Below are 26,557 nucleotides of genomic sequence, written 5' to 3' on the forward strand. Positions count from 1 at the left end.
TATATCTAGCTCGAAATATCGAGCTTTCAATAAAGAACTGCAGTTTTTGAGTCAGTTAGACTCATCAGGAGTATCTCAGTGTTCAACTCTTCATTACGTAAAAGCCTTGAAGTGAGCGAAAGCAAACGCCAAGAGGCAGAGTCGATCATCGACTCGATTAAACACAGTATTGCCACAGTAGAATTTACGCCTGATGGAATAATTCTCGATGCTAATGCGTTGTTTTTAAAAACGGTAGGTTATTCACTTAATGAAGTCGTAGGCCAACATCACAAGCTGTTTTGCTCGGCGGCTTATGGTAATTCTGCTACCTACCAGCAATTTTGGAGCAGTCTAAAAGCAGGTCATCCACAGGAAGGCAATTTTGCACGAGTGAATAAAAATGGCCAAGAGATCTGGCTTAGAGCCACTTACTTCCCCATAAAACAGGCAGGTAAAGTCGTTAAAATAATGAAAACAGCCTCTGATATCACCCAAGATAAGCACCAACTTGACGACCAAGCGGCCATTTTTAATGCCTTGAATCGCTCGCAAGCCATTATTGAATTCACTACCGATGGCACGATTTTGAAAGCCAATACTAACTTCTTAAAGACAATGGGCTTTAGCAAAGAGCAGATTATTGGTAAACACCATCGTATTTTCTGTTTTGATGAGTTTTATCGACAAAATCCACACTTTTGGGACGATCTAAAGCAAGGTCGATATAGCAGCGGTCTCTTTGAACGTAAAAATGCTTATGGCGATTCGATTTGGTTAGAAGCGGCATACAATCCTATTATGGATGAGCAAGGTAAAGTGGTTAAAGTAATTAAATTTGCGAGCGATATCAGCAAGCGGATCGAGCAAAGCCACGCTGTACGTGAAGCCGCCAATATTGCACTGACCACGTCACAACGTACCGTCGAGCAAGCAGAACAAGGCGTACATTTACTCAATGCGACTGTAAATACCTCTAATGCTATTGCCGAGCAAACCCATAAAGCGACCTTGGCGATAACGCAACTCAATGAACAATCTCAAAGTATTCAAGCGATAGTCGCGACCATTAGCTCGATTGCCGATCAAACTAATTTACTGGCATTAAATGCCGCAATTGAGGCCGCACGAGCAGGGGAACAAGGCCGAGGTTTTGCCGTTGTCGCCGATGAAGTAAGGCAGCTTGCTTCCAGAACCAGTAAATCAACCAGTGAGATTGCCGCCGTCGTCACTAAAAATACACAACTCACCACAAGTGCAACTAGCATGATGAACGAAGTTGAAGGTATTGCACTGGAAGGAAAACAACAGTTAGCGGAGGTAACATTGGTGATGGGAGAAATACGTAGCGGCGCGGAAAACGTCTCAGCAATCGTGTCGCAGCTATCAGTCAATAACAATTAATTGCTAGCATTTAATCGCGCTATCAAGGATTGCATGGCGCTTTATCTAAAAGACAAAACGCCAACCTATTGCTTTTACGTCAATCAATAATCAGTTTTACGACCTTCATAGGTGGCGCGCATTTGCTGTACAAGAACCTCATCGTAAGCACGTAATCCACTCATCACTAAGGTTTTGATACCTGTGCCAACTAAAGTGTCGCCACTGTGTAATTCAAAGTGCAATGTCACATCGCCACGTTTACCATCGATTTTTAAATCTTGGCCAACGAGTGATAAGGTCACTTGCACAAAATCGAGGGTGGTTAAGTCAAACGACATACTTTCGTAAATCACTAAAGGCCGTTCTGGGTTGATCATCACTTGATGTTGTTTCATCAAAGGGATCAGGATATCGATAAAATTATGCCCAGAGAAAGCAACATATTGACGAATAAAGGATTCGGTCTGCGCATCGCAGCAACTCACATCGCCATGACGGCTGACATTAAGATAGGTTTTTTCACGACTATCGCGAATCGAAAAACTCTCGCTCACTTGTTCAGGGAATTGCAGTTCGACGCTATCCCCCACCATACCCGCAAAGCTAAACTTCATGCTCTGGCTCAAACCATATTGAGTCAATACTAGGGCAAACAGTAAATCTCCCGGTACGCAAAAGCGTTTTGCCCCCACATCGTGGATAGGATTAAAGTCCTGCGCAATTTTCTTCGCGAAGTCACTGGCTTGTTGTGCTGAAACGGAAATAGCTTGATTTTGCTTAGAAAAATAAGGCGCTAGAAACATATAAACTCTATTTGTAATAACTCAATACAGGGATGGATAACAAAATTATCACGAGTCTACCTTAAATTAGGTATTTAACTCACCCGATGACTTGACCCACGTAAGGCGTACAAAGTAACACCCTGCCCACATTTGTAAAGCCAAACAAATGACAGGGGTATCAGGATCTGTTGACGTTTCAGGTTTATTCTGCAGATATTAGGCGGAATTTTATGCAAGATAGAGCCTTTATGGCGAGATGACGCGACATATTACAGCCGATAATGCCGCAGAAATGTTAGCTAAATAAGACCGTTTTCATCACTCGTGACTCATTCAAAATAACTCAACATCATTTTTCATTTGGCGAGCAATACCTTGTCAGAACAAATAACATCTAAAACGTAAGTATTGCCTAGCCACCGATAAGCCAAGGAATAAATCGTTAGACCTTTTTAAATTCACGCTTTAACTGAAAACCATCGTCAGTGGCTAACTGCTCTAGCACTTCGATACGCTGACGAAGGATGGCTAACTCGGTCTGAAAAGCTTGGTTTTCTGCCACTTGCTCACGAGTCGACACACCTTGTTTGTTGCGAATTTTCATTATAGCGACCACATATCCGCCAACAATTGCAAATATTGGGATAAGTAAAGCGAGGGCACCAGTGTTCATAGTCATTTCCTTTATCTATTGGCGTTATCGTTATCAAGCTCAAAATTTAGATCTGCTTATGACGCTTAATCAATGTCAAAGTCAGAACATGGAAATAAGTATGCGCAAGACAACCGCAATCAACCAGTGACAAAAGTCATGAGATTTAGCGAAACAGTGTCATTCTTTATCAAAACTATCCACAACAATAGCGCCCATAGAGGCTGGCATAGTGATCACTATGATCCGTTTTATAGAGGTTAGTGGGTCCTCAAAAAAGGGCACTTTATCGAGGCAAAGTAGCACGAGGAAAACCACGAGGGCAGTGAGCAAATACGCCACCACGATACGAAAAATAAACACAGGAACGCGGGAAGCAATATTCTGTTGGAACACGCTGTGATAGGTGAATACCCCAAGAAAGAGCAGCGATAAACTAAAAAGCATACCGATATTCAATAAAGGTAAAGTCTCACCGAGATGCCACGCTTCCTCAGAAAATGCAACGGGGACCGCAAGGGCAAAAGCCCCTACGCAAACTTGACTCGCATCTTCAGTGTTAAAACTAAATTTCATGCTGATCGCTCCCTAATCTTCCAATCTATTTGATTAGTCGAAAATAACGTTCGGTGAAGATGCGCTTATTACTGGGGTATTAAGTGCGATACAGCACTTTAACCACATGCCAGCCAAACTTAGTTTTCACTATATGTGGCACCAGTAATTCACCTGAAAATGCAACCTTATCGAACTGTGGCACCATTTGGCCTTTTTTGAACTCGCCTAAATCGCCGCCTTTTTTGGCCGAAGGGCAAGAGGAAAAACGCTTAGCGAGCACAGCAAAATTAGCACCATTATTCAGCTGCTTAACAATATCCTCAGCCTGTTCTTTGTGTTTCACTAAAATATGCACGGCGGCAGCGGTTTTAAACATGTCATTTCTCACTTTGGATTAACGTCCCGTGCAAAGGGAAGATTGGCGCCCCGAGCTTGCCCTCGATCACACCACTTCCATCGGCACAGGTTCTACTGACTAAAAGGTTTTATATCCAACGCATAAGTGCGTTATTGGCCCATTATCGACCCTATTAACCTAGAAAATTTTCTGCCACCACTGCAAAGGGTCGCCGCAGTTATTCACAGGACGATAGGTCGCAGCTAATGCAGGAAGCGCATCAACATTGCTGCAAGTGGATTCCTTAGCAACACCTGTATCTCGGTCAAAAAAGCCCTTCACTACACCGTTCACTGGGATTGAGCGCAGACTAATAGGTGGACGTTCCTTTAAGAAGGCAAGATACACGGCCATGGCGCCACTGCTACCATACAAACTGGTTTTACCGTTATCGTCACGACCAACCCAAATGGCGGCGACGTTACGCTCATCAAAGCCCGCAAACCAAGAGTCACGGCTGTCGTTACTGGTGCCAGTCTTACCCGCAAGTCCAACGCCAGGGAAAGCATTACCTAAACGCGTCGCCGTTCCCGTATTTACCACTTGCTGCATAGCAAATTGAATTAAGAAATCTGTCTCAGGTGCTATAGCTTGCTCTTTAGGCAATCGCGTCACTGGTAATGGGTTCTTATCAGAATCTAGCACAGCGGTCACTGTGGTTAACTTACGATAAACACCGCTATCAGCTAAGGTTTGGTACACTTGCGCTACCATTAATGGCGAGCCATTGACGGCGCCGAGTAACATGGAGGGATACTCGTTTAACGGCTCCTGCCAACCCGATTTAGCCAATGTTGTTGCGACCGCATCCACACCCACAGCAATCCCAAGGTTTACCGTCGGTACGTTCATCGACTTTTTCAATGCCGTTAACAAAGGCACCTGACCACTGAACTTCTTATCAAAGTTTTGTGGTGACCATGTCTTACCTTGCTCGCTTTTTAAGGTAATAGGTTGATCTTTAAGAGGTGTCGCTAAGGTAAATTGGCTATTAGGTGCCAGAGCCGTAGCATACACAAAAGGCTTAATTAACGAGCCAATAGGACGACGAATTTCAACCGCGCGGTTAAAGCCATCAAATCCTGGGGTTTTATCGCCGACCATAGCCGCGATACCGCCCGTGTATTTGTCGGTCACGACCATACCAATCTGCAATGATTTATTGCTCTTATCTAAGCTCTTGAGGGTTTGAGTCACCGCAATTTCGGCGGCTTCTTGGGCCATAGGATCGAGCGTGGTATAGATTTTCACCCCAGATTGCTTTAATAGCGCATCGCCATAACGCTCGTTCACTTCCTGTTTTACCAGAGCGAAGAAGGACGGCAATTTCTGGTGTGCTGGTTTATTGAGATTACGGATCCCTAAGGGGGACTCTACCGCCACCTTGTACTCAGCCGTGGTTAAATCCCCCGCATCCATTAACAAGCGCAATACCAGATCACGGCGTTCTTGAATACGATCCGGATATTTCCATGGATTGTAGTAAGACGGTCCCTTAATCGCAGCCACTAAGAATGCCTGCTGTGAGATAGTCAACTCACTGATAGGACGGCCGAAATAGAAACGTGAGGCCAACCCCATACCATGGACGGCGCGGGATTTATCCTGCCCCATATACACTTCGTTAAGATACGCTTCAAGGATTTCGTCTTTGCTGTAACGAAAATCAATAATGACCGCCATTAAGGCTTCGCGCACCTTACGCAGCAAGGAACGCTCACTCGATAGGAAAAAGTTTTTCGCTAACTGCTGAGTTAACGTCGAGCCACCTTGCACAGTACGACCGGCACTGATGTTCACAAAAGCCGCGCGCGCAATCGCGAAGGGATTCACACCATGGTGTTCATAAAAACTACGATCTTCCACCAGCAGTAACGCCTGCACGATTGACTTTGGCATTTCTTCGGTCGGCACAAACAGCCTATCCTCACCGTCGCCAGTAATAATGCGGTCGAGCAATACTGGCTCAAGGTGGAATACGGCGAGTTGACGCTTGTCTGAGACTCGAGTGACCGAACTGATGCCATTGCTGTCGAAACTGATCATGACTCTTTGTTCGACTTGATCGCCTTCAGGATGCAAAAACGGCCGACGCCACAATTCAATACGAGTGCTCGATGCCGAAAACTCTCCCACTTGGCGCGGGTTAGCAACTTTGCGATAGCCGAGCAACTTAAGCTCAGCCATCATTTGCGGATGGCTGACTGCCGCACCAGGATACAGCGCCATAGAACGACTAAACACCTGCGCAGGCAAATGCCATTTTTGGCCTTCAAATTTTTGCGCAATAATTTGATCAAGATAAATACTGTAAAAAGTCACTACAGCTAATCCAGCCAAGCCTAATTTCCAACTGATAGACCAAATTCGTCGAAATAAACCGCGGCCATGATTAGCCCGACGGGAAGCGGGTGATTTTTTTGTCGTCTTAGTTGTCATATCTACTTCATCATTCATGCATTTAAAGACATCAGCCATAGGCACAAAGCTAACGTGGTGCAAATCAAAGTGTTTCATAACAAAATGTTATAAAACCAGCGGCGTGGTGCTAGGGCTGAGCTAAACCCAAGGTTTTCTTCTTGGTAAATTTTGTCGGCAGTGTATTCACAGGATCGTCTGGCCACAGATGTTTTGGATATCGACCGCGCATTTCCTTCTTAACTTCCACATAAGGTCCCTGCCAAAAGCTGGCTAAATCTGCCGTCAAGGCTAATGGACGCTGGGCCGGAGAGAGTAATTCCATCGTCACCTTTAGTTTGCCCTGCGCCAACATAGGACTCTGCGCCATGCCAAAGGTTTCTTGCAGACGCACACGCAGCAGCGCACGCCCAGACTCGTCGTATACTATTGGCGCAGAGGTACCAGTCACTAACGGCCAGGAAGTTGGCAATAACTCGTCAAGTCGCTGTTTCTGCTGCCAGCTCAAACAGTTTGCCACAAAACCAAAGCAATCAAGCTTAACTAATTGCGACAGATTATTCATATTTTCGAGGTAAGGCGCCAGCCAAGTTTCTAGGCTCGCTAATAATGCTTCATCATCAACCTTGGGCCAGTCACTACTCGCGTCGAACTCAGTTGCCAGTTTGAGCCTATGTTGAAACTGTTCTAAGTTAGCGTTCCAATTGAGGATTTGTAATCCTTGCTGGCGAATATAGCCCAGTAAGGCCGCGACAATTTGCTTGCGCTCAGGCTTAGCAATCGTCTCGGCTTTTACTAAAATTTGTCCGACCTTGTATTGGCGCTGCGCAATCACTCGACCTTTAGCTTCATCCCAGCCACAGATCTCATGAATGTCCAGCAAACCTTTTAGCTCGCCGTCGAACAAGCTTGGCTGAAGCTGACTCGCTAAGTAAATCCGCCCAGCGTTTCTGCCTTCAGTTTCTTGAAAATCCGCCACCACCATCCACGGCGTTTGCGCCAATGCATCATCGGCTGCGAGCACGACGCCAGTACCATTGGCTAATTGGTAGCCCTCAACACCGCGGGCTTTAGCGATACGATCCGGATAAGCAAGTGCTAATAATAACCCCACATCGCTGTGGTGTGCATGGGTCGCTATCTTAGACAAATCCGCTGCTAATCCTAGCTTTTTCTGCCACTGTTTTGCCTGTTGCCCAGCTTGTCCATGACAGGCAAAGTGCAGGTAATTCATGATATCGGCGCCCTTTTTAGGCAAACCACGCGCCTCTAAAACCCCCGACAACAAGCAGGCCAAACTGCCCAATTGCGTTGCTTGTTCGTTAGCATTATTGACTCCCCCATTGTTTGCGCCCAAACTTTTTGCGCCCAATAACATATGAGCAAGTCTTGGGTGACACCCTAGCTCGTAGGCCGCTTTACCGTGGGGAGTGAGTTTATTTTGAGTATCGACCATGCCTAAATCTTGTAACAGTTTCCACGCCAGCGCCTCATGCACACTTGGTGGCGGCGTTAACAACATCAAGTCGCTAAAAGATTTTGCGCCCCAGTAAGCACAATCGTGGGCCATAGCCACCAGATCCGCTTGGCTGATCTCGGGTTCATCGGCCCTGAGCATGCGGCCATGTTCTTCTTGGCTCCACAGGCGAACACACACACCCGCTGATAAACGCCCGGCGCGACCACTACGCTGAGTTGCGGAGGCTTGGCTTATACGTTTCAAGCCTAAGCGGGTGACGCCGGTTTTAGGGTTAAAACTCGCTTGTCGTTTATAGCCACTGTCGATAACAAACCCTATACTTTCAATGGTTAAGCTCGATTCCGCCACGTTAGTCGCTAGCACGATTTTACGCCTGCCGTCCGTGGTTACCGCAATCGCGCTATCTTGCTCGGCACCCGAAAGTTCGCCATAAAGGGGGCAAATCAAAAAGGCATCGTCCGCTAAGCGCTCGCGCAAAAACTGCTGTAATCGTAAGATCTCCCCTTTACCGGGTAAAAACACGAGCACGGCATTATTGGCAGCCGTTTTATCAACACTGGCACTGCTGCTGGCCGAGACCAGTTCGAGCACGCAGCGGCCGAGGTGATCGATCCAATGCTGCTGAGTTGGCACAGGGCGATATTCGATGTCGACAGGAAAACTCCGGCCTTCGCTGTGCAAGGTCACCGCTTCTGGCATGAGTTCAGCTAAGGCAAGACCAGATAGAGTCGCTGACATAGCTAATATCTTTAAATCGTCCCGCAGTGAAGCTTGCACTTCGAGCGCTAGGGCAAGACCTAAATCAGTGGTCAGGTGACGTTCATGAATTTCATCGAAGATGATCATTCCAATCCCAGTTAACTCGGGATCTTGTTGGATCATTCGCGTCAGTATGCCTTCGGTGACAATTTCTAAACGGGTATAGGCGCTGATTTTAGCTTCACCGCGGACGCGATAGCCGACTTCTTGCCCCACCTTTTGCAGGCGACAGCTGGCAATATAGTGCGCCACACTACGCGCCGCGACACGCCGCGGTTCGAGCATTAAAATGCGTCCGCTGATTTCAGGCCAATCCAACATAGCCAAAGGTAACGCCGTTGATTTACCCGCACCTGTCGGTGCCTCGAGGATCACTTGGGCGTGACGAGAAAAAGCCGCGCGCAGCGGTGCTAATAAGCTATGAATAGGTAGAGAGTTCAAGAAAAAGACATCAGCGGCCAACACAGGGCGTCAGTGTACTAACAATCGGCTTTGAGTACCATTTCGCAGCAAACATTATCAAGTCAGTGCTGACATAAGTAACAGCTCAAGGCTGCCATGCCCAAGATTACAGCTGTGGATAGGGAGCAAAAATCTCACGCTTTTCGAGCCAAGGTTGACTGAGCCCTGACTGTAATTCAGCTAAGCGTATCGGTTTATTGATGGCGTAACCTTGAGCATAGTCGACGCCTAAGGCTTGCAATTTCCACCCTATTTCTTGGGATTCGACAAATTCAGCAACCACATCAAACCCCATATCTTGACCAAGTTGGCAGATGGATTTTACGATCGCCTGATCCGCAGAGTCTTCGCAAATATTGACGACAAATTGGCCATCAACCTTTACAAAATCCACATTGAGGCGCTTAAGGTAGGCGAAGCTAGAAAAGCCTGCACCAAAATCATCGAGGGCTAATTTACAATTGAGTGGACGAAGTATCTCGAGTAACTTTGTCGCTTGATCAAGCTGACTCACAGCCGCGGTTTCAGTGATCTCGATGCAAAGCTTATCCACCAGCTCAGGTTCGGCCATCAAACGCATTTCTAGCCAATTCATAAACTCATGATCGCCCAAAGAAGTTGCCGACAGATTCACAGACACTAGATCCAATTGCTGCCAAATATCTAAATGACTACCACCCCACTTGAGCAAATTATCGATCACCCAAAGATCAACCTTAGAAGCCAAGTTGTATCGCTCGGCGGCGGGTAAGAAGATAGCAGGAGACACTATAGTGCCGTTAGTCTGCACCATACGCAGTAGGATCTCTAAATGTAAGCCAGTTTCATCGCGGTTTAACGGCACTATGCTTTGAAAATAAAGCTCGAATTGGTTTAATGCGAGTGCGCCGACGATATCTACAGAGGCCATCATCTCGGTGTAGAGACGGTTCATTTTAGGATCGCTCGCACTGTATAAATGCCAGCCATTACGACCTTGATCCTTCGCTAATCGACAAGCAGCGTCAGCTTGACTCATGACGGTATAAATATCGGCAGATTTTTTATCTAGCCTAGCAATCCCCATACTGACACTGACATTGTGACTACGACTTTCCCAAATAAACTCATGATTTGCTAACTGGGTACAAATCCGCTTAGCAATCTGTTTCGCAGAATCCACATTACAGTAATGCATCAGGATACCAAACTCATCGCCCCCTAAACGGGCAACAATATCGCCTTTACGTACGAGCTGTTTCAAACGTAATGCGACTTGGCAAAGCAGTTTATCGCCCGCCTGGTGGCCACTGATATTGTTAATGACTTGGAATTGGTCTAAATCGAGAAACGCCACGCAAATAGGCATATCGTCGTGGGCGTGTAGTAGGTTTTCTAATAGGGCTTCGAAATGTAGCCGATTAGGTAAACCCGTAAGTGCATCATAATTGGCATGGAAGGATAACTCATCAGCTAAGCGGTACTTTTCACTGACATCTTCAGCAATCATGACTAAAGTATCTTTATCACCGCTAATCTGGCTAAAACTCAGTTTCAACCAAGTTAATTGATGAATTGATTTTAAAGGTAATTCACACCAAGCTTGGCCGAGCACACCTTCTCGTACCACATGTAAGGTATCGGTTAGCATGGCGTGTTCTTCCTCACGCACCATGTCGAATAAATCATAGCCATGTTGAATTGGCAGGGTTTGCAGAGCGACTTTATTCAGCATAGTCAATTGATCATGCTTATCTAACAAGGCGCAAGCTAAGGGCAACTGGTTGAATACTTCACAGTATTTATGTTCACTGGCAAGCATGCTTAAAGCAATACGCGTCAATTCCATCGCCGAGCCAATCATCACAGCGGCATGATTAAATTCCTGAATAAACTCTTCGCTCCATTCGCAACACTCGGAGCAATTCACCGCGCCCAGCGCAATACGGGTTTCGCCAAACACGACTGGCGGCAATACTAATAGACTCTTGACGTCCCAATCCCTTAATAAAGCTCGCTCAGCCTGAGCATCGGCAGGCAAGGTATTCACATCAGCCAGATTTAATAGACGCGGAGTACGGACAAGAGAGCGAAAAAATGGCATTCGTGCCAAGGGCCAGACTCGGGTTTGTTGGCCTTGGGCAAATTGAGGTTTTAAATACAGATTACGCGTGCGTAAACGATCCAGTGACTGGCTTCCGGTTAATACAAATACCCCGTCACAATGCAGTTGCAAAGTAATAGTCTCAAGCGCTCTGTCAACATTCTGCTCTAAGGTTTCTAGCGGGGATTCACTAAAAATACTGACCAAAGCCTGTTGGAGTGGATTAGCTAAACCTACTGACATGAAAAGTCTCTTCCTTACCTAAAAATCCATTTAAGGTATTATCGACGTGCATTAAGTATAGGCTCACAGTGAATTAAACGTCTGCTTGAGTCACAAATTAGCTGATAAATTCAACAGCTAGATTAACGCTCAAATGCGCTTAACGTCAAAGTGTTCGCTGAGATAATCCATATTAAGCCCTCCAAAAGGATGATAAACCGATGCAACAAAGGCTATTCCTCGGCTTCGCTCCCACAGATAGTCAAAGGGTATATCTAAGTGAATTGCAGCAGCAATTGATATGCCATCTTAATCCTAAGGCGAAAGCGGTGAGTGTCAGCAATCTGCATTTAACGCTCTGCTTTATGGGTCAAGCTAACAGCGAGCAAAAAATCGCCCTCCTTGATGCGGTTGACCGCTTAGTGAAGCCAAGATTTAGCGTTCGGCTTAACCAGCTCGATGTATGGCCTAATGCGCAAGTATGTTGCTTGAAAGGCGATGATATTGAGCCGCCGTTAGTGCAATTAGCTAAACAGACGCAAGAAATTGCCGACCGACTGCAATTACATCGGAGTGAGCACAGCTTTTGCCCGCACATCAGTTTATTTAGAAAAGCAAAACAATGGACACTAGAAGAGTCGGCTTTATTGCAACTCAAAGGTATGAATACGCTGACGTTAATGCCCGATAATTTGCATTTATACCATTCAAAAAGCACAAGCACGGGTGTCGAATATCACATCCTAAATTCTTGGACACTCGGTTAACCTTAATCAAAAACAAAAAGCCCGAGTATCCACTCAGGCTTTATTTTTCAATTTATGAATCAATGCATTAATCAATACTAAAATAAAAATAGCAGTTAACTAGAGAGCGATGATGAAGAAATACCTATTCGAGTAAACGTAAGGTTTCGCGATAGGCACGCTTTTGCTCGTAGGTTTGTAACCGCAGCATAAACTCATCAGTCTTAGTCATTTCAGCATTCATTTTCAACGCTTCGATCGCTTTCTGCTGCGTCGAAATAGCAGCACCAAAATCGCCTAACTCCGCATAAGCCGCGGCTAAATTATCAAGATTTGTAGGATCGTTTTCATTCACTTTGAGTAATTTTAAGGACAACTCGACCGCTTTATTGCCATCACGATATTCTGCTTCGGGACAAGTTGCTAAAATCCACGCCACATTGCCCAAAGCAATATCATCACCCACTTGGGAAAATTGCTCAACCGCTTTACCGCAGTTGCGCTGCACACCGTCACCGCCAGACGCATAAATAAAGCCTAAACGGAATTGAGCCCAACGACTGCCCTGCTCACTCAACGCTTTATACCAATGCTCAGCGACTGACAAGTCACGCTTGATCAATTGGCCTTCAAATGACAGATCCGCTAAGGTTTGCTGCGCTTTTTCATGTTGTTGTTCGGCGGCAAGTGAGATCCAGTGCAATCCAGTCGGCACTTCTTGCGACACAAAACGTCCAGAGAGATACATTAATCCCAGCAAAAATTGAGCATCGGCATCACCTTGCTCTGCCGTCACCTGAATATGCACAAACTTACTGGCCGCAAGTTCAGCTGCTGGCTGCGGGATAGAAAATGCGTGCGCCGCAGAGCTCAGCCCTATTGTTAAGCTTAAACCTGCACCTAAAACCCATAATCTGTATTTCACTTGCTTACCTCTCTTAAAAACAACTGCCCTCAAAGTTAGCCAGAATTAACCCCATAAGTCGAGCCTAAATACACACAAACCTCAGGATAATGGGGGAAGCTAAGCCAAATGGAATGTCAAATTTAAAAAGTGAAACATGTTATTGTGTAATTTAGTGGCATATTTTATTCATAATCTATAATAAAACTGCTGAAATAGACTGGTAAGATGTGATTAACTCGACAGAGTTAAGTGAATCCAGCGAGTTTCATACCGATTTAGTTGACTTAAATCACTAAAGTAGCAAAATAAGCTCTAATTTTAGATGGTTAATTGCATTTATTCACTTATTCTAAACTAAGACTTCCATCAAGTTTTTGTGAGTTTAATTGACGTAAAATGCTTATTTAGAATACTCTTACTTTCGTTTTAATCAATCGAGGAACACCAACATGGCTCTGATTGGTAAGCCAAAACCTGATCCAACTTTGGAATGGTTTTTATCACACTGTCACATTCATAAGTACCCTGCAAAGAGCACTCTTATCCATGCTGGTGAAGACTCAGATACCCTTTATTACATAGTAAAAGGTTCTGTAGCGGTATTGATTAAAGATGAAGAAGGTAAGGAGATGATCCTTTCTTATCTGAATCAAGGTGACTTTATCGGTGAACTAGGTTTGTTTGAAGAACAAGCCGAACGTACCGCTTGGGTTCGTGCTAAGCAAGCTTGTGAAATCGCTGAGATTTCATATAAGAAATTCAGACAGTTAATTCAAGTTAACCCTGAAATTCTGATGAAGCTGTCTGCGCAAATGGCCTATCGCCTACAAAGTACCAGCCAGAAAGTGGGTAACCTTGCATTCTTAGACGTTGCAGGCCGTATTGCTCAAACTCTATTACATCTGGCTAAACAACCTGATGCTATGACACACCCTGATGGCATGCAGATTAAGATCACTCGTCAAGAGATAGGCCAAATCGTTGGCTGTTCACGGGAAACTGTGGGTCGTATCTTGAAGATGTTAGAAGAACAGAATTTGATCCAAGCTCATGGTAAGACAATCGTGGTATACGGTACCCGTTAAGTTAGTCTTCAGCTTGATTTAAGCCTGCCTTATTAAAGTGGCCTAGAATAAATTCTAGGCCATTTTTTATTGGGGAGCTCAAATGAAACGGCTGTTTTTAATCTGTTTTTTCAGCCTACTCACGCTGGTGCATCCAATAATCTTGCATGCCGAACCTATTGAATTAGAACATTATCAAGCCAAGGCGTTAGTTAACTCTGGGCAAATATTGTCCTTAAACGGTACACTCGCCGTAGTAAACCAATTTTGCCAAGGTGAACTAATTGATGCTCATCTCTATCAAGAAGATCATAAATGGCGCTATGATTTGCAAATCAAAGTTCAGCGTGGCCAAATCGTTAATCTCAGTATTGATGCAACAAATGGTCAAGCCGATCAATCAATAGCACTACCGAGCGAATGTCGAAAACATGAAACTGTTACTCGTTGAAGATAACCCAATGCTAGTCACCGAGCTGGAGAAACAACTCAAACTCGCTGGCTATGTAACCGATATTACAGACAAAGCGCTTGAAGCCGATTATCTGATCAAAGAAACCCAATACGATTGCGTAATCTTAGACATAGGTTTGCCCGATGGCAACGGCCTCGAACTGCTCGAAGGCTGGCGAAATCAAGGGATCAGCACTCCAGTTATCATGCTGACTGCCCGCAGCCAATGGCATGAAAAAGTAGAAGGTTTTAATGCTGGCGCCGACGATTACTTAGGTAAACCTTTCCACGCACAGGAATTATTGGCCCGAATCCAAGCTTTAATCCACCGTGCACATGGTCGTCTAAACACCTCAAGTAAACAATTGAGTTATGGTGGCGTGGTTTTAGATGAAGCAGAACAAACGGTAAAAGTGGCCGAGCAACTATATGAACTCACAGCAATGGAATTCAGGCTGTTAAAAATCTTCCTCATGTCACCTAAGAAGCTGTTATCTAAGACGCAGCTAACCGATAAGCTCTATCAGTTTGACGATGAAAAAGAGAGTAATGTGGTCGAGGTTTATGTCACCCATCTACGCAAGAAGCTGGGTAAAACCACGATCGAAACCCGTCGCGGCCAAGGTTACATCTTCCACGGCATTATTGAATGATCTCGATCCGCACTAAGCTCAGTTTATGGTTAACTGGCTTACTCGTGTTAGGTACTGTGATTGGACTGATACTGTTTGAGTCCATGCTACGTCAGGCCTTCCACGACTCTATTATCAATCGCTTAGAAGAAGATCTCGAACATATCATGCTGGCAACCCATATCCACGATGGGGAGATCAGCATAGATCAAAGCCAGCTTTCCAGTTTCTACAAGCCCGCCTATTCAGGCCGTTATTTTCAGCTTAACCTGCCAAATGAAGTGATTCGCTCACGCTCCCTGTGGGATATGCAGTTAGATATCGAGCCACTGGCACCGAATCAAACCCGCGTCTGGCAAGCTAAAGGGCCAAAAAATAACGATATGCAGTTGTTATCACTGGGATTAAATTCCAGCAGTGCCAATGTCAGCGCCACCTTAACCGTTGCGCAAGATTTGAGTATCGGTAGACGTGTGTTTAGCGAGGTTTATGGCACTAAGCTTGGTGTCAATCTGGCGATGTTAGTTGCTATGATCGCGGGGATATTCTTGATCCTACGTCAATCCTTTAAGCCAGTTAAGCACATACAGCACGCACTTTCTCGGCTAAGACAAGGGGAAATTAACGCGCTGGAGCTCAATAATATTCCCCCCGAAGTACAACCATTAGCAAAAACCTATAATGAACTACTTGAGTATACTGCCAAGCAAATTGAACGTAGCCGCAATAACTTAGGTAATTTGAGCCATGGGCTCAAAACGCCACTTGCCGTGATGCAGCAACAGGTTGAAGCTCTTGGCCTCAAAGATCCTGAAACTGCCATTGCCCTGCAGCAGCAACTTGATTCGATTCACAAGATGGTCGAGCGTAAACTGGCTGCGGCGAGGATCACTGGCGACATGCTCCCCGCAGCGCAATTGGTGATCCCTAGGGATTTACATAGCCTAGCCAACACGCTAAATAAGGTTCACCGCAACAAGTCCATTGAATGTGATTTCGAACTCGATCCCAATATTCTCAGACTGCCTATTCACAGGGAAGATGGCATGGAGCTCTTAGGCAACCTGCTAGACAACGCCTTTAAATGGGCCCAGAGCCGAGTCAGCATTCAGCTATCGCGTCAACAAGAGCGTCTCTGCCTTTGTATTGATGATGATGGTCCAGGGGTTGCTGATGATGAGCTAGATAAGCTCACACAAAGAGGAACAAGGCTTGATGAGTCTGTGATGGGTCACGGTTTAGGATTATCAATAGTGAAAGAAATTGCCGAGCAATACGAGATTGAACTGCAGTTTAATCACAGCACTCGCTTAGGTGGATTGAGGATCGAGCTGACCTTTAGCTAGCCCCAGGTTATGCCAATCGTATTAAATACCTTGTTTGAAATATCCATAAAAACCGCCATCGAATTGATGGCGTTTTTTTATGCAGAAAGCAATTTGAGGACGTTAGGCTTTATTCACATTGGTGCTTTCAAAAATCTTGTCGGCAGACGCCGCCACAAAGCCGGTGTAGAGCTCGCCATTAGCCATAGGATAACGTAGCGCAAACTCATAGAAACAGCTTGGGATTTCCACTGTCGTGTCAGTAAATTCAACACCAATCTTATCGGCCATAGTCGACGATTGTTCTAATAATACTTCTGGCGAACCTTTGATCTCACCACCTGAACTATTGAGCACAAAGCCCGCTTGCTTCAGTGCTTCATTCACTGACTCTAAAGTCTCAAAACCGTCGAGGTGATTGATAGACACAGTGAAATGGTTAGCGCGATAACCAAAAGCCGCTACCCAAGCTGCATATTCACTCTCAGTTAATAAGTCCTGATAGGTTTTAGCATCTAAAGACCAATGACGGCCTGAGTAAATAAAGTTGTCAACGGTAGTCGCTGCAGCGTCCACTTGAGCAATTAAGCCTTGAATAGTTTTTTGCAGCGCAGGGCTAAACTCTTCAACCAACAGCTCAGAGATAAACACTTTAGGCTGAGTCGAGTCTGGATGTTCAAAATGCTTAGCGATCAGTTTTTTCTGTTCAAACTTATAATCACCGCAAGGTACATAACCTAACGAAGTGAAATGCTTAGCGAGTACATCCAAATTCACCTTAGCGATATTGAAAGTACGCAGGGCAATATGGTCGTTGATGATCGGCTTACCATGACCCAACAACGCGTGCACTTTTGCCGCAGAAGGGGTCATTTGAATATAGTCTTGCCACAGGGCGGCAAATAACGCGTTGATGTCGGTATGCATAAAAACTCCTTTTATTGTGCTGCGGTTATTGCTGTTATTTTGCCGCGAACACTAAATGTAACGACCTAAATGCCACTGTTGTAGCGTCACACATACCCACAGTAGAAACTCAAGTAACGTTACTGCTTGTTATTAAAAAGGAAGAAAATTAGTCCTTCCTCCTCTTTCCCACATATTCTTTACCGCATAAAAGTCAAATATCTACCCGCTTACAAGCTCAAACCTGGGCTTAATGTCGCGGGTAAACTCACGGCATCAGCCTCGACCGAAGCGACCGGATAAGCACAGTAATCGGCGGCATAGAAAGCACTCGCTCTGTGGTTACCCGAAGCCCCAACACCACCAAAAGGTGCCGCGCCCGATGCGCCAGTGATTTGTTTGTTCCAGTTAACAATGCCAGCACGAATACGCGCGAGGAAATAGTCATAATCTTCACGGCTATCGGCAAGTAATCCCGCAGACAAGCCATAACGCGTTTGGTTAGCCAATTTGATCGCTTGATCGAAATCACTGTAACGCACCAGCTGCAGCAGAGGTCCGAAGTATTCTTCATCCGGCAATGCATCGATCGCTGTCACATCGATAAGGCCAGGAGACACTAAGCCTGTACCCGCTTCTAGATGGGTCAACTCGACCAAAGACACGCCGCCTAAGCTCAGCAGATTCGCCTGCGCCGCAACCATACCCTTAGCGGCAGTTTCAGAAATCATTGAGCCCATAAAAGGTTGTGGCTGCGCATTCCAAGGACCGACTTTAATCTGTTTAACCGCATCGACTAACATGGCAATCAGGGCATCGCCCTGCTCGCCTTGCTCGACATATAAACGGCGCGCACAAGTACAACGTTGACCCGATGAGATATAAGCCGACTGCAAAATATCGTGCACGGCAGCTTTGATATCCTGCACACCTTTGATGATCAGTGGGTTATTCCCACCCATCTCAAGTGCTAAAATTTTGCCCGGATGACCGGCATATTGTTGATGTAAAAAATGACCCGTGCGTGAGCTACCGGTAAAGAACAGACCATCGAGCTGCGGGTGAGAAGCCAGTGCCTTACCCGTATCAACCTCACCTTGGACTAAGTTAAGCACGCCAGCAGGCAGACCCGCTTTATCCCATAGGCTGACCATCAACTCGGCGACTTTAGGCGTGAGCTCTGAAGGTTTGAAAATCACAGTATTCCCCGCCAGCAGCGCAGGGACTATGTGTCCGTTTGGCAAATGACCAGGGAAGTTGTAAGGACCGAACACCGCCACAACACCGTGGGGCTTATGTCGGATAACCGCACGCCCTGCTGGCGTATCGTTGGCTTCTGTGCCCGTACGTTTATTGTAAGCCGCAGCCGATAAAACAATTTTGCCTATCATGGCGCCGACTTCGGTCGCGGTTTCCCACTGAGGTTTACCAGTTTCTTGGGCAATCGTTTCTGCCAGTTCCGCTTTATTGGCTTCAAGTTGGCTGCGATACGCTTCAACTATGGCTAAACGTGCATCGAAACCTAACATAAACCAATCAAACTGTGCAGCGCGCGCGGCATCAACGGCGGCATTAACTTGTTCTGCAGTGGCCGTTTTACCGGTCCAAATAGATTGTGCATTGGCAGGGTTAATTGAGGTCACGTCATGACCTTTGCCAGCATGCCACTGGCCTTGAATATAATGTGTCATTGGTTATTCCTACATTGCCAAAATACGGATTTGATCGCCTTTTGCGAGTAGCAAACCCGCTGCCAGCTCAGGGCTAATGATGATATGTTCGGATTTGTCGTCCACGGCCAGTGCAGCAGACGTCGCTCGGTAATTGGCTAATTGGGTATTTGAGATAATAAATTGAGTGTCGGCTTCGACCATGTCACCAATATCGACGGTCAATAAACGACTTTCACGCACGCCGCGAATGTCCGATAAACGACACTCAACCGTTGGACCACCATCAAAAATATCCACATAACCGCGGCATCGAAAGCCTTCGGCCTGCAGCAAACTTAATGCGGGACGGGTATTGGTATGCACTTCGCCAATCACTTTCTGCGCTTCTTCCGGCAACAGACAAACGTAGACAGGGTTTCGAGGCATCATTTCGGCCATAAATGCCTTTTTACCCAAACCAGAAAGATAATCTGCCTGAATAAAATCAATGCCTAAAAAGTGTTTTTGTAGCCAGCCATAGAAAGGTGAATGACCATCGGCATCGCTCACACCGCGCATTTCGGCAATCACAGTTTCGCCAAAACGCTTCGCATGTTGAGCTAAAAACAGAAAGCGACTGCGGGATAACATGCGGCCATTGTTGCCCTTGCGATATGCTTCACGCAAAAACAGCGTGCACATCTCAGCAGCACCCGTGTAGTCATGGCAAAGGGTGAGTGTTTCGACCTCGTTACGCACATCAATTTGTTCGGAATGATAGACTTCGGTACCAAGTCGATAATGGTAGAACGCATCTTCCATTCCCACCGCCGCTTCGATGGCGCACGTTCCCACCACTTCACGGGTATCGGTATCTTCCAGCACCATCAGATAACCTTCATCGAAGGGAGTCTCTACGGCTTTGACGAATGAGGCTTCTGCTCGAGCAATTTTATGTCTGAGCAGATCCGCATTCACAGGTAATGACGTAAAACCATGACCAGACTCTTCGGCAATTTGATATAAGGCCTCAAAATCACCAGCCTGAATAGGACGTATGATTAACATCTTAGTGTCTCCTCACTTTGGCTTACCGTGCATCAAGGCACCTCTCTTTAAAAAGACAGGCAGTGATGCAGGTAAGTATTCCCTGACAAAAAAGGAGTGCGAATAAATTCAGCACTCCTTTGGTCATTTAGGCGGCAGCTATGCTCGCCACAGCACGTTCAAAACGAGCTAGACCTTCAGCAATATCTGCCTCAGGGATCACCAGAGAAGGAGCAAAACGCACCACGTTAGCACCCGCCATCAGGCTCATTAAGCCTTCAGCGACAGAGGCCACCAAAAAGTCGCGTGAACGACCTTGGTATTGTTCATTAAGAACGGCCCCTAAGAGTAAACCTTTACCGCGTACTTCTGAAAAAACATGATATTTTTCATTGATTTTGTTCAAACCATCACGCAATAACTGCTCGCGATGTTTTACGCCATCTAACACTTCAGGTGTGTTCACTACATCTAACACTGCATTACCGATAGCGCAGGCTAATGGGTTACCACCATAGGTAGAACCGTGAGTGCCCACTTTTAAATGCTCGGCAATCTCAGCCGTTGTCAGCATAGCTGCGATAGGGAAACCACCACCGAGCGCTTTAGCTGTGGTTAAGATATCAGGCACGATTTCAGTACCCATGTAAGCGTACAGTTCACCAGTACGGCCCACACCCGTTTGGACTTCATCAAAAATCACTAGTGCATTGTGCTTGTCCGCTAATTCACGCACGGCTTTTAGGAATGCAGGATCGGCATCGATAATACCGCCCTCGCCTTGCAGCGGCTCAAGCATGATGGCGCAAGTCTTATCCGTTACTGCGGCTTCTAAGGCGGCAACATCGTTAAATGGCAGGTGAGTAATACTCTGCGGCTTAGGACCAAAACCATCGGAATAGGCAGCTTGTCCACCGACACTGACGGTGAAGAATGTACGGCCGTGGAAAGCTTTATCGAACGCTATGATTTCATCTTTCTCAACGCCATGTTTTTCTAAGGCATAACGACGGGCAAGTTTTAATGCGGCTTCGTTGGCTTCGGCGCCAGAGTTGGCAAAATACACTTTGTCGGCAAACGTGCTATTAACTAATTTAGTCGCTAATGCCAAGGCTGGCTCATTCGTCATTACGTTTGATAGATGCCATAATTTTTCACCTTGTGTCTTAAGGGCATTCACAAGGGCTGGATGACAGTGACCTAAGCAATTTACCGCAATACCGCCAGCAAAATCGATAAACTCGTTGCCCTCTTGGTCCCAAACTCGGCTTCCTTCGCCACGAACAGGGATCACGGCAGCAGGCGCATAATTAGGCACCATCACTGCGTCAAACTGGGCACGGTCCAACTTCATATCAACGCTCATTCTTCTTCGTCCTTTGTGTTTGTTTAACGGCGCCTTGCACCGTCAGAGTCCCATAGGTATCTTTATCTAGAGTTAGTGATACTGGGATTGCTTGTGTCTATTAATAACCATTATTAGCGAAAATGTGATCAAAATACCAGTTTTTCACAAACATCAATCCACGCACTTCCATCCAAAGTGCATAAAGATTGCAGTTTAAGAACTATACAAGCGGTTAAGCCCATGGCTTGCAGCATAATTAGTCAGAAAAAAAGTTATTTGCCCCTCATTTTGCTAGCTATTCACTGAATGTGAATAACTACACCATTTTAACGAATCAAGTGTGAAAGTACAAAATGGCCAATTTTCGACCTCACTTCAAGGGCTTCGGGTAATAAATTGAACAGAGGAAACACATGGGGCATGTTAGGGTAAAAGCAGCCCGTTATCTCACCACCACAGGCTTTTATTTGGGCGACTAAACGTTCAGAATCTTGCAATAATAGCTCCCGCGTACCCGCAATCACTAAGATAGGCGGCAGGTCTGCCAAGTTCCTCTGTAAGGGGGACACTTTTGCCGACATAGGATCGGCCCCCGCAAGATAAGCGCCACGTAAGCGCAGCAATGCCTCTATGGTGAAGAAGGGATCGTCGGCTGCGAGTATCAACTCAGTATCCCCCGTAAGTGCTAAGTCTAACGCGGGCGATAGCAAGATACAGGCGGTCGGTAAAGGCAGGGCTAAACGCTTTAATTCCAGCAACAAGCTCAAGGCTAAATTGCCGCCCGCCGAGTCACCCATGAGGATCAAATTCTCCGTGCCTTTCAGCTCAATTAACCGTCTATAGGCTTCAAGTACATCATCAAATGGCGCGGGGAAAGGATACTCAGGTGCGAGACGATAATCAGGAATATAAGCATCTAATTGACAACGCTGGCAGATATCTGCGACCAGTCTTGCATGGGCATGGGGCGTTTTAAAACAGAAGCCTCCGCCACGGATATAAAACAGACTTCCAAGGCGAGAAGGTTCGTTGAGAAGCACATAATGTAACAAGTTTGAGTGTTGTAAGGGGATGGTAGCGCTGACTAACTTATCCGGCCAAGGGAGCCAACGTCTATCAAGCTCAAGCAACTTTTCACGCACTTGCGCTAAGGGCATTTTGGCCTGTCCACGACTGATGGATGGCCTAGCGACATAGGATAAAATGGTATTTAGTACAGATGCTTGCCAGCTTGGCATATCCCTTCCTCTACTTAAACGCCGCAATCATGGCGCTACGTAGCAGACCGAGGATTACAGCAGATCTAACTTCCTATAGTTTTGTGCTTTTAAGCGCAGTACTTCTTGCTCATTTAACTCATAATAATCAAACATTAAGCGCTTTTCTTGGGGATCGATTTGACGCATTTCTTCGAGCAATACCACCTTAGCATAACAGTTTGCCCGCGCGACTAATGCCGACTGAGGCGACAATTCTCGATAGCTTAAGGTTTGGTCTAACTCCTTTAACAACCGAGTTAAGGGACTCGCTTCAAACTTAAGTAACTCTAATAATTGCCAATTAAGTTTAAGACCATGGCTTAGCACTTGTTCAAATACGGCCTTAGCAGGAAACTCAGTGGCAATCACCGCATCATACACTTCCTTATCACGGCTGCTACTGGCTTCTCTTATCCAAGATCCCCATGTTTGGTCGAATAAACGGGCACTTAAACTCAATACAACGGATGTGCCTAACTGATTAAGTAAGGCACTACTATAAACCAAGGCTGAGTCAGTATTATGAAGCTGAGCTAAAGCATTTGCCGCTATACCACTGACTATGCTGTAGCGCCATAATTTACGGGTAGTCCATAACAACTTAGCATTGCCACTAGGAAGCCAATTTCGCAAACAGAAGTAAGGGATAATAGTGCGAAGGTTTTCGATACCGATGTAATTCATCACTAATTTGATATCAGTGACCCGCACATCTGAGCTCTGAGACCGGCGAGCGCGAAAAGATGGGCTGTTGACCATGTTGGTTAAGTCGCGGCACAACCAACTTAAGTTACTGATCAGTGGTCTTAATCGCGTTGCATCGAGATTTTTTGCCAGCAATAATTCCAGCAAGAGGATTTGCGACTCATTGATATCTGACTTAGCCAGAACAGATTCAGGGGACGCGAGTTGATGCTCGATGGCGTTAATGACAGTTTCATGCAACTGGCTCGATACGGCTTCAAACACTTCTTTAGCTTTAATTTGTTTCAGCAAACGCACCAAAATCGCTTCGCGTTCAACATCTAACTTATTTGCATCGGCCTCTAATTCAAGGTCGAGTTCATCCAAAAGAGTCGGGCTCGCTTTTTGCTTTCCGAGGATCAATTGTTGATAGAGTCTATGTTCTATCTCTATAATTTTGCCGGGTCTTACACCGCCCGCAACCGAAATCGCCACTATAAATCTTTCCTATATCGCTAATGCCCGAGTGACGTCAACACAATCAAACTCTCAAAATCATTACAATTTCAGCACATACACTTAATCTTAGCAATAATGCAAAGTCGCAGAACGCAAACAAAGAGTTATATCGGATATTTCCTAGTCAGTTACCCAATAAAAAGGCCTCGACTAGGAGACCTTTAAAAGAAATCGAACTGAATTATTTGAGTTCTTGTTCAAATAACTTATAGATGCGGCGGTATTCATCTAACCAGCTAGAAGGTTGACGAAAACCATGGGGCTCGACAGGATAAATCGCCATTTCAAAGGTTGGTTTTTCCAGTTCAATGAGGCGCTGTACCATACGCACACTGTCTTGGAAGAAAACGTTGTCGTCCATTACGCCACTCATGATAAGCAGTGGTTTAGTTAATCCTTGGGCATGCTCAATAGGAGAGCTGCGCTCATAGGCGATAGGATCGACATCAGGCGTATTTAAGATATTAGAGGTATAAGGCGCATTATAATGTGCCCAGTCCGCCACAGGACGCAATGCCGCTCCAGCTTGGAACAAGTCTGGCGCGGTAAACAAAGACATGAAGGTTAAGAACCCACCGTAAGAGCCACCATAAGTCCCGACACGCTTAGTATCGACATGGGTATGAGTCGCCATCCACGTCACGCCATCCTTTAAGTCTTCCACTTCTGGATGACCCATATTGCGATAAATAGCGGTGCGCCAATCTCGGCCGTAACCTTTAGAGCCACGGTAATCCATGTCCATCACAACATAACCTTGTTGAGTCAGCAGGTTGTGGAACATAAACTCGCGGAAGTAACCGCTAAAGCCATAGTCAGCATTTTGCAGATAACCTGCGCCGTGGTTGAAAATCACCGCAGGGTATTTCTCAGCGCGGGACTTATCATAGCCTTGCGGCAGATAAACTCGAGCGTACACATTGCCAGCACCATGATTTGAAGGTACTGCTACCACTTCTGGCGCTTGCCATGGGTAATTTTTGAAGGCATCACTGGTATAAGACGTCAGCTGCTTTAACTCGCCGCCAATGGGTTGAACATAAAGCTCATTAGGCTGTGTGCGGCGTGAGGCATTGAGTAATAGCTGAGTGCCATCGGGGCTTAAGCTGTAATCTAAGTTTCCATCCCACTGAGTTAGTTGTTCATTTTTACCTGTGGCAAGATTCACGCAGTGAACATTATAAATACCGGGGTGACTCTGGTTCGCTTTGTAATAGATGTAATTGGCATCCGGTGACAGCGTAATATCACTCACCACAAACTTGCCTTGGGTTAACGCACGCGGCTTTTCGCCTTGAGCTTTAATATAAAGCTGCGAATAACCGGACTCTTCTGACAAGTAATACAAGGTATCCGTATCCGGTAACCAACCGAATTGGTTGTAGTCGTAATTCACCCATGCGTCATCATGCAAACGATGTTCGGTAATGAATTTACCCTTAGCAAGATCGACACTGGCGATCCAGCGATCTTTGTTATCAGTTGCTTCTAGCATCAGGGCTAATTTATTTTCCGACTCATGCCATTGAATCGCACTCTGAGTCCAGCCCCAATCCTGCATCAACTGAATTTTACGTGGCGATTTAGTGCTTTGATAAGTTTCGCCTTTCGCTTTAGCATTTTCAGCTTTCACTTTGGCTAGCACATCTTCATCAAAACCAGTAAGGCCCTCGATTGTGATATCGACTTTTTTATGTTGGTTTAAATCAAGCACCACAAAACGTTGCCCTGGTGGCGTATCTTCAGCCACGCGCGCGCGCACTGGCACTGGGTCGATATAACCTTCGCTACCTAAGTAATTAGGCATGATGTCGTGTTCGCTGCTACCTGTGTAATTTTTATCTGTAAGAGCGACTAAAATATAGCGGCCATCGGGTGATAAACTCAGCTCTGACACCACTTCGCTATCGCCTAAATACCAAGTGCTGGCGGCGAGCGTTGGATCGTTTTTTTGTAATTCATCTTGGTACTGCGCTTTAGCTTTAGCATTTTCTTGCTGCAGCGCTACATACTGAATCAATCTGTGCTGTTGTTTCGCAATATAAGACGTCGGCTCTTTTACCGCTTCTGGTGCTTTCGCCATTTTAATTTCAGCAAGTTGCTCGACTAAGCCTGAATCTTGATGAATTTGGAAAACATTGTCGCCCTGCCAATAGGCAATATCGCCATTATTGAGATAACGCACACCATCGATGGCGGTGCGCTGGCGAGTCAATTGGCTGATCTTACCCGTGCTTAATTGTTTAACAAAAATGTTGCCTTGATATAGGTAAGCCTTGTGGGACTTAGTGCGATCAAACACACCAAACTGCTGATCTGCGGCATGTAACTTATCGAGAGCTAGCTCGACGGCGCGACTGTCATTGATGCCTTGCTGATAATAGCTACGCAGAGGTGAAGCACTCGCTTGGCGGGCAAACAGCACGCTTTGGCTATCGTCGCTCCAGTAAGCCTCTTTGGCAAAGATCCCCATCCAATCAGGATTTGCCATAATTTGATTAAGCGTAAGCGCCTGTGAAACTTGTGGCGGTTGGGCTAAGGGAACTTGGAATGCTGGCGGAGCTATTACGGGAGTTGCAGTTTCAGTCGATGTCGCTGCGCACCCTGCCAATACGGCAACCGCTAACGCACTAAAACCCAAATTTCGCATTACGCTTCTCATTTATCCTTCCTTTTATTGTTATCGCAATAGCTAAATGACCCAGTCTACTTATCTGCTGGTTTCGCCTATTCGCGTAGTTTTGCGGCAGTTATAACATAGTTAATCGCTAAACTTGCTTAAAAGAAGGATAAATCTTGTAACAGAAATTGATAGTGTGGAGAGTTTTTAAGGA

At 45.8% G+C, this 26,557-nt stretch carries 21 protein-coding genes; 6 read left to right on the top strand and 15 right to left on the bottom strand.

The window, feature by feature from the left end; all coding sequences use genetic code 11:
- Positions 1 to 78 precede the first annotated feature (78 nt).
- Complete coding sequence (locus HGO26_RS22490; RefSeq protein WP_168827655.1) at positions 79 to 1,383, top strand: methyl-accepting chemotaxis protein; 1,305 nt, start codon at positions 79 to 81, stop codon at positions 1,381 to 1,383.
- 83 nt (positions 1,384 to 1,466) lie between these two features.
- On the opposite strand, the gene HGO26_RS20955 is transcribed toward HGO26_RS22490, so the two are convergent.
- The 7 genes from HGO26_RS20955 to HGO26_RS20985 all read right to left on the bottom strand — a co-directional run bounded on the left by HGO26_RS20955 (position 1,467) and on the right by HGO26_RS20985 (position 11,202).
- Positions 1,467 to 2,168, bottom strand: coding sequence for a DUF3581 domain-containing protein (locus HGO26_RS20955; RefSeq protein ID WP_131525486.1), 702 nt, complete (start codon positions 2,166 to 2,168; stop codon positions 1,467 to 1,469).
- A 424-nt stretch (positions 2,169 to 2,592) separates the two neighbouring features.
- Positions 2,593 to 2,823 carry a hypothetical protein gene (locus HGO26_RS20960; RefSeq protein ID WP_105250256.1) on the bottom strand — a complete coding sequence of 77 codons (231 nt, stop codon included), beginning with the start codon at positions 2,821 to 2,823 and terminating at the stop codon, positions 2,593 to 2,595.
- A gap of 159 nt (positions 2,824 to 2,982) precedes the next feature.
- Positions 2,983 to 3,378 carry a DUF2391 family protein gene (locus HGO26_RS20965; protein ID WP_105250257.1) on the bottom strand — a complete coding sequence of 132 codons (396 nt, stop codon included), beginning with the start codon at positions 3,376 to 3,378 and terminating at the stop codon, positions 2,983 to 2,985.
- 79 nt (positions 3,379 to 3,457) lie between these two features.
- Positions 3,458 to 3,736 carry a peptidylprolyl isomerase gene (locus tag HGO26_RS20970; protein WP_006084190.1) on the bottom strand — a complete coding sequence of 93 codons (279 nt, stop codon included), beginning with the start codon at positions 3,734 to 3,736 and terminating at the stop codon, positions 3,458 to 3,460.
- A gap of 159 nt (positions 3,737 to 3,895) precedes the next feature.
- Positions 3,896 to 6,214, bottom strand: coding sequence for a penicillin-binding protein 1B (gene mrcB / locus HGO26_RS20975; protein WP_168827694.1), 2,319 nt, complete (start codon positions 6,212 to 6,214; stop codon positions 3,896 to 3,898).
- A gap of 91 nt (positions 6,215 to 6,305) precedes the next feature.
- The gene (gene hrpB, locus HGO26_RS20980) at positions 6,306 to 8,879 is read right to left on the bottom strand and encodes an ATP-dependent helicase HrpB (protein ID WP_168827658.1); all 2,574 of its coding nucleotides are present in this window, start codon (positions 8,877 to 8,879) and stop codon (positions 6,306 to 6,308) included.
- Positions 8,880 to 8,982: 103 nt separating this feature from the next.
- Positions 8,983 to 11,202, bottom strand: a complete 2,220-nt coding sequence (locus tag HGO26_RS20985; RefSeq protein ID WP_168827660.1) for a putative bifunctional diguanylate cyclase/phosphodiesterase — start codon at positions 11,200 to 11,202, stop codon at positions 8,983 to 8,985.
- Positions 11,203 to 11,402: 200 nt separating this feature from the next.
- On the opposite strand from HGO26_RS20985, the gene thpR reads away from it, so the two are divergent.
- Positions 11,403 to 11,948 (top strand): RNA 2',3'-cyclic phosphodiesterase, encoded by a 546-nt coding sequence (gene thpR, locus HGO26_RS20990; RefSeq protein ID WP_168827662.1) that lies wholly within the window; start codon positions 11,403 to 11,405, stop codon positions 11,946 to 11,948.
- Positions 11,949 to 12,072: 124 nt separating this feature from the next.
- On the opposite strand, the gene HGO26_RS20995 is transcribed toward thpR, so the two are convergent.
- Positions 12,073 to 12,852 (bottom strand): tetratricopeptide repeat protein, encoded by a 780-nt coding sequence (locus tag HGO26_RS20995; protein ID WP_168827664.1) that lies wholly within the window; start codon positions 12,850 to 12,852, stop codon positions 12,073 to 12,075.
- A 431-nt stretch (positions 12,853 to 13,283) separates the two neighbouring features.
- Here HGO26_RS20995 and crp point away from each other — a divergent pair, with 431 nt between their 5' ends.
- The 4 genes from crp (at position 13,284) to HGO26_RS21015 (ending at position 16,329) form a co-directional block, all read left to right on the top strand.
- A complete protein-coding gene (gene crp / locus HGO26_RS21000) occupies positions 13,284 to 13,919 on the top strand; it encodes a cAMP-activated global transcriptional regulator CRP (protein WP_006080082.1) in 636 nt (211 codons plus the stop codon).
- 82 nt (positions 13,920 to 14,001) lie between these two features.
- Complete coding sequence (locus HGO26_RS21005) at positions 14,002 to 14,349, top strand: PepSY domain-containing protein (protein WP_168827666.1); 348 nt, start codon at positions 14,002 to 14,004, stop codon at positions 14,347 to 14,349.
- Entirely contained in the window at positions 14,330 to 15,004 is a 675-nt protein-coding gene (locus HGO26_RS21010) for a response regulator transcription factor (protein WP_131523983.1), read from the top strand. The genes HGO26_RS21005 and HGO26_RS21010 overlap by 20 nt, the downstream gene beginning before the upstream one ends.
- Entirely contained in the window at positions 15,001 to 16,329 is a 1,329-nt protein-coding gene (locus HGO26_RS21015; protein ID WP_131523982.1) for an ATP-binding protein, read from the top strand. Before HGO26_RS21010 ends, HGO26_RS21015 begins: the two co-directional genes overlap by 4 nt.
- 102 nt (positions 16,330 to 16,431) lie before the next feature.
- Here the strand turns inward: HGO26_RS21015 and HGO26_RS21020 are convergent, their stop codons facing one another.
- The 7 genes from HGO26_RS21020 to HGO26_RS21050 form a co-directional block, all read right to left on the bottom strand.
- Complete coding sequence (locus tag HGO26_RS21020; RefSeq protein WP_168827668.1) at positions 16,432 to 17,235, bottom strand: DUF1338 domain-containing protein; 804 nt, start codon at positions 17,233 to 17,235, stop codon at positions 16,432 to 16,434.
- Positions 17,236 to 17,444: 209 nt separating this feature from the next.
- Positions 17,445 to 18,905, bottom strand: coding sequence for a succinylglutamate-semialdehyde dehydrogenase (gene astD, locus HGO26_RS21025; protein ID WP_168827670.1), 1,461 nt, complete (start codon positions 18,903 to 18,905; stop codon positions 17,445 to 17,447).
- A 9-nt stretch (positions 18,906 to 18,914) separates the two neighbouring features.
- Positions 18,915 to 19,934: an arginine N-succinyltransferase gene (astA, locus tag HGO26_RS21030; protein WP_113939140.1), complete on the bottom strand. Its 1,020-nt coding sequence runs from the start codon at positions 19,932 to 19,934 to the stop codon at positions 18,915 to 18,917.
- A gap of 127 nt (positions 19,935 to 20,061) precedes the next feature.
- Positions 20,062 to 21,279 (bottom strand): aspartate aminotransferase family protein, encoded by a 1,218-nt coding sequence (locus HGO26_RS21035; RefSeq protein ID WP_168827672.1) that lies wholly within the window; start codon positions 21,277 to 21,279, stop codon positions 20,062 to 20,064.
- Positions 21,280 to 21,587: 308 nt separating this feature from the next.
- Positions 21,588 to 22,499, bottom strand: coding sequence for an alpha/beta hydrolase (locus tag HGO26_RS21040; protein ID WP_168827674.1), 912 nt, complete (start codon positions 22,497 to 22,499; stop codon positions 21,588 to 21,590).
- Between the two features lie 54 nt (positions 22,500 to 22,553).
- Complete coding sequence (locus HGO26_RS21045) at positions 22,554 to 23,699, bottom strand: HDOD domain-containing protein (RefSeq protein ID WP_168827676.1); 1,146 nt, start codon at positions 23,697 to 23,699, stop codon at positions 22,554 to 22,556.
- 205 nt (positions 23,700 to 23,904) lie between these two features.
- Positions 23,905 to 26,385: a S9 family peptidase gene (locus HGO26_RS21050; RefSeq protein ID WP_168827678.1), complete on the bottom strand. Its 2,481-nt coding sequence runs from the start codon at positions 26,383 to 26,385 to the stop codon at positions 23,905 to 23,907.
- Positions 26,386 to 26,557: the final 172 nt, after the last annotated feature.

Origin of the sequence: Shewanella oncorhynchi (genome assembly GCF_012584455.1) — a bacterium.
GTDB lineage: Bacteria > Pseudomonadota > Gammaproteobacteria > Enterobacterales > Shewanellaceae > Shewanella > Shewanella oncorhynchi.

Excerpts from the sequence above, each read along its gene's own strand:
- astA (WP_113939140.1), bottom strand. The coding sequence starts at position 19,934 with ATGTTAATCATACGTCCTATTCAGGCTGGTGATTTTGAGGCCTTATAT.
- HGO26_RS20965 (WP_105250257.1), bottom strand. The coding sequence starts at position 3,378 with ATGAAATTTAGTTTTAACACTGAAGATGCGAGTCAAGTTTGCGTAGGG.
- HGO26_RS21050 (WP_168827678.1), bottom strand. The coding sequence starts at position 26,385 with ATGAGAAGCGTAATGCGAAATTTGGGTTTTAGTGCGTTAGCGGTTGCC.
- HGO26_RS20955 (WP_131525486.1), bottom strand. The coding sequence starts at position 2,168 with ATGTTTCTAGCGCCTTATTTTTCTAAGCAAAATCAAGCTATTTCCGTT.
- HGO26_RS20970 (WP_006084190.1), bottom strand. The coding sequence starts at position 3,736 with ATGTTTAAAACCGCTGCCGCCGTGCATATTTTAGTGAAACACAAAGAA.
- HGO26_RS20985 (WP_168827660.1), bottom strand. The coding sequence starts at position 11,202 with ATGTCAGTAGGTTTAGCTAATCCACTCCAACAGGCTTTGGTCAGTATT.
- HGO26_RS21005 (WP_168827666.1), top strand. The coding sequence starts at position 14,002 with ATGAAACGGCTGTTTTTAATCTGTTTTTTCAGCCTACTCACGCTGGTG.
- HGO26_RS21035 (WP_168827672.1), bottom strand. The coding sequence starts at position 21,279 with ATGAGCGTTGATATGAAGTTGGACCGTGCCCAGTTTGACGCAGTGATG.
- astD (WP_168827670.1), bottom strand. The coding sequence starts at position 18,905 with ATGACACATTATATTCAAGGCCAGTGGCATGCTGGCAAAGGTCATGAC.
- crp (WP_006080082.1), top strand. The coding sequence starts at position 13,284 with ATGGCTCTGATTGGTAAGCCAAAACCTGATCCAACTTTGGAATGGTTT.
- HGO26_RS20960 (WP_105250256.1), bottom strand. The coding sequence starts at position 2,823 with ATGAACACTGGTGCCCTCGCTTTACTTATCCCAATATTTGCAATTGTT.
- HGO26_RS21040 (WP_168827674.1), bottom strand. The coding sequence starts at position 22,499 with ATGCCAAGCTGGCAAGCATCTGTACTAAATACCATTTTATCCTATGTC.
- mrcB (WP_168827694.1), bottom strand. The coding sequence starts at position 6,214 with ATGAATGATGAAGTAGATATGACAACTAAGACGACAAAAAAATCACCC.
- HGO26_RS21010 (WP_131523983.1), top strand. The coding sequence starts at position 14,330 with ATGAAACTGTTACTCGTTGAAGATAACCCAATGCTAGTCACCGAGCTG.
- HGO26_RS21015 (WP_131523982.1), top strand. The coding sequence starts at position 15,001 with ATGATCTCGATCCGCACTAAGCTCAGTTTATGGTTAACTGGCTTACTC.
- HGO26_RS21020 (WP_168827668.1), bottom strand. The coding sequence starts at position 17,235 with ATGCATACCGACATCAACGCGTTATTTGCCGCCCTGTGGCAAGACTAT.
- thpR (WP_168827662.1), top strand. The coding sequence starts at position 11,403 with ATGCAACAAAGGCTATTCCTCGGCTTCGCTCCCACAGATAGTCAAAGG.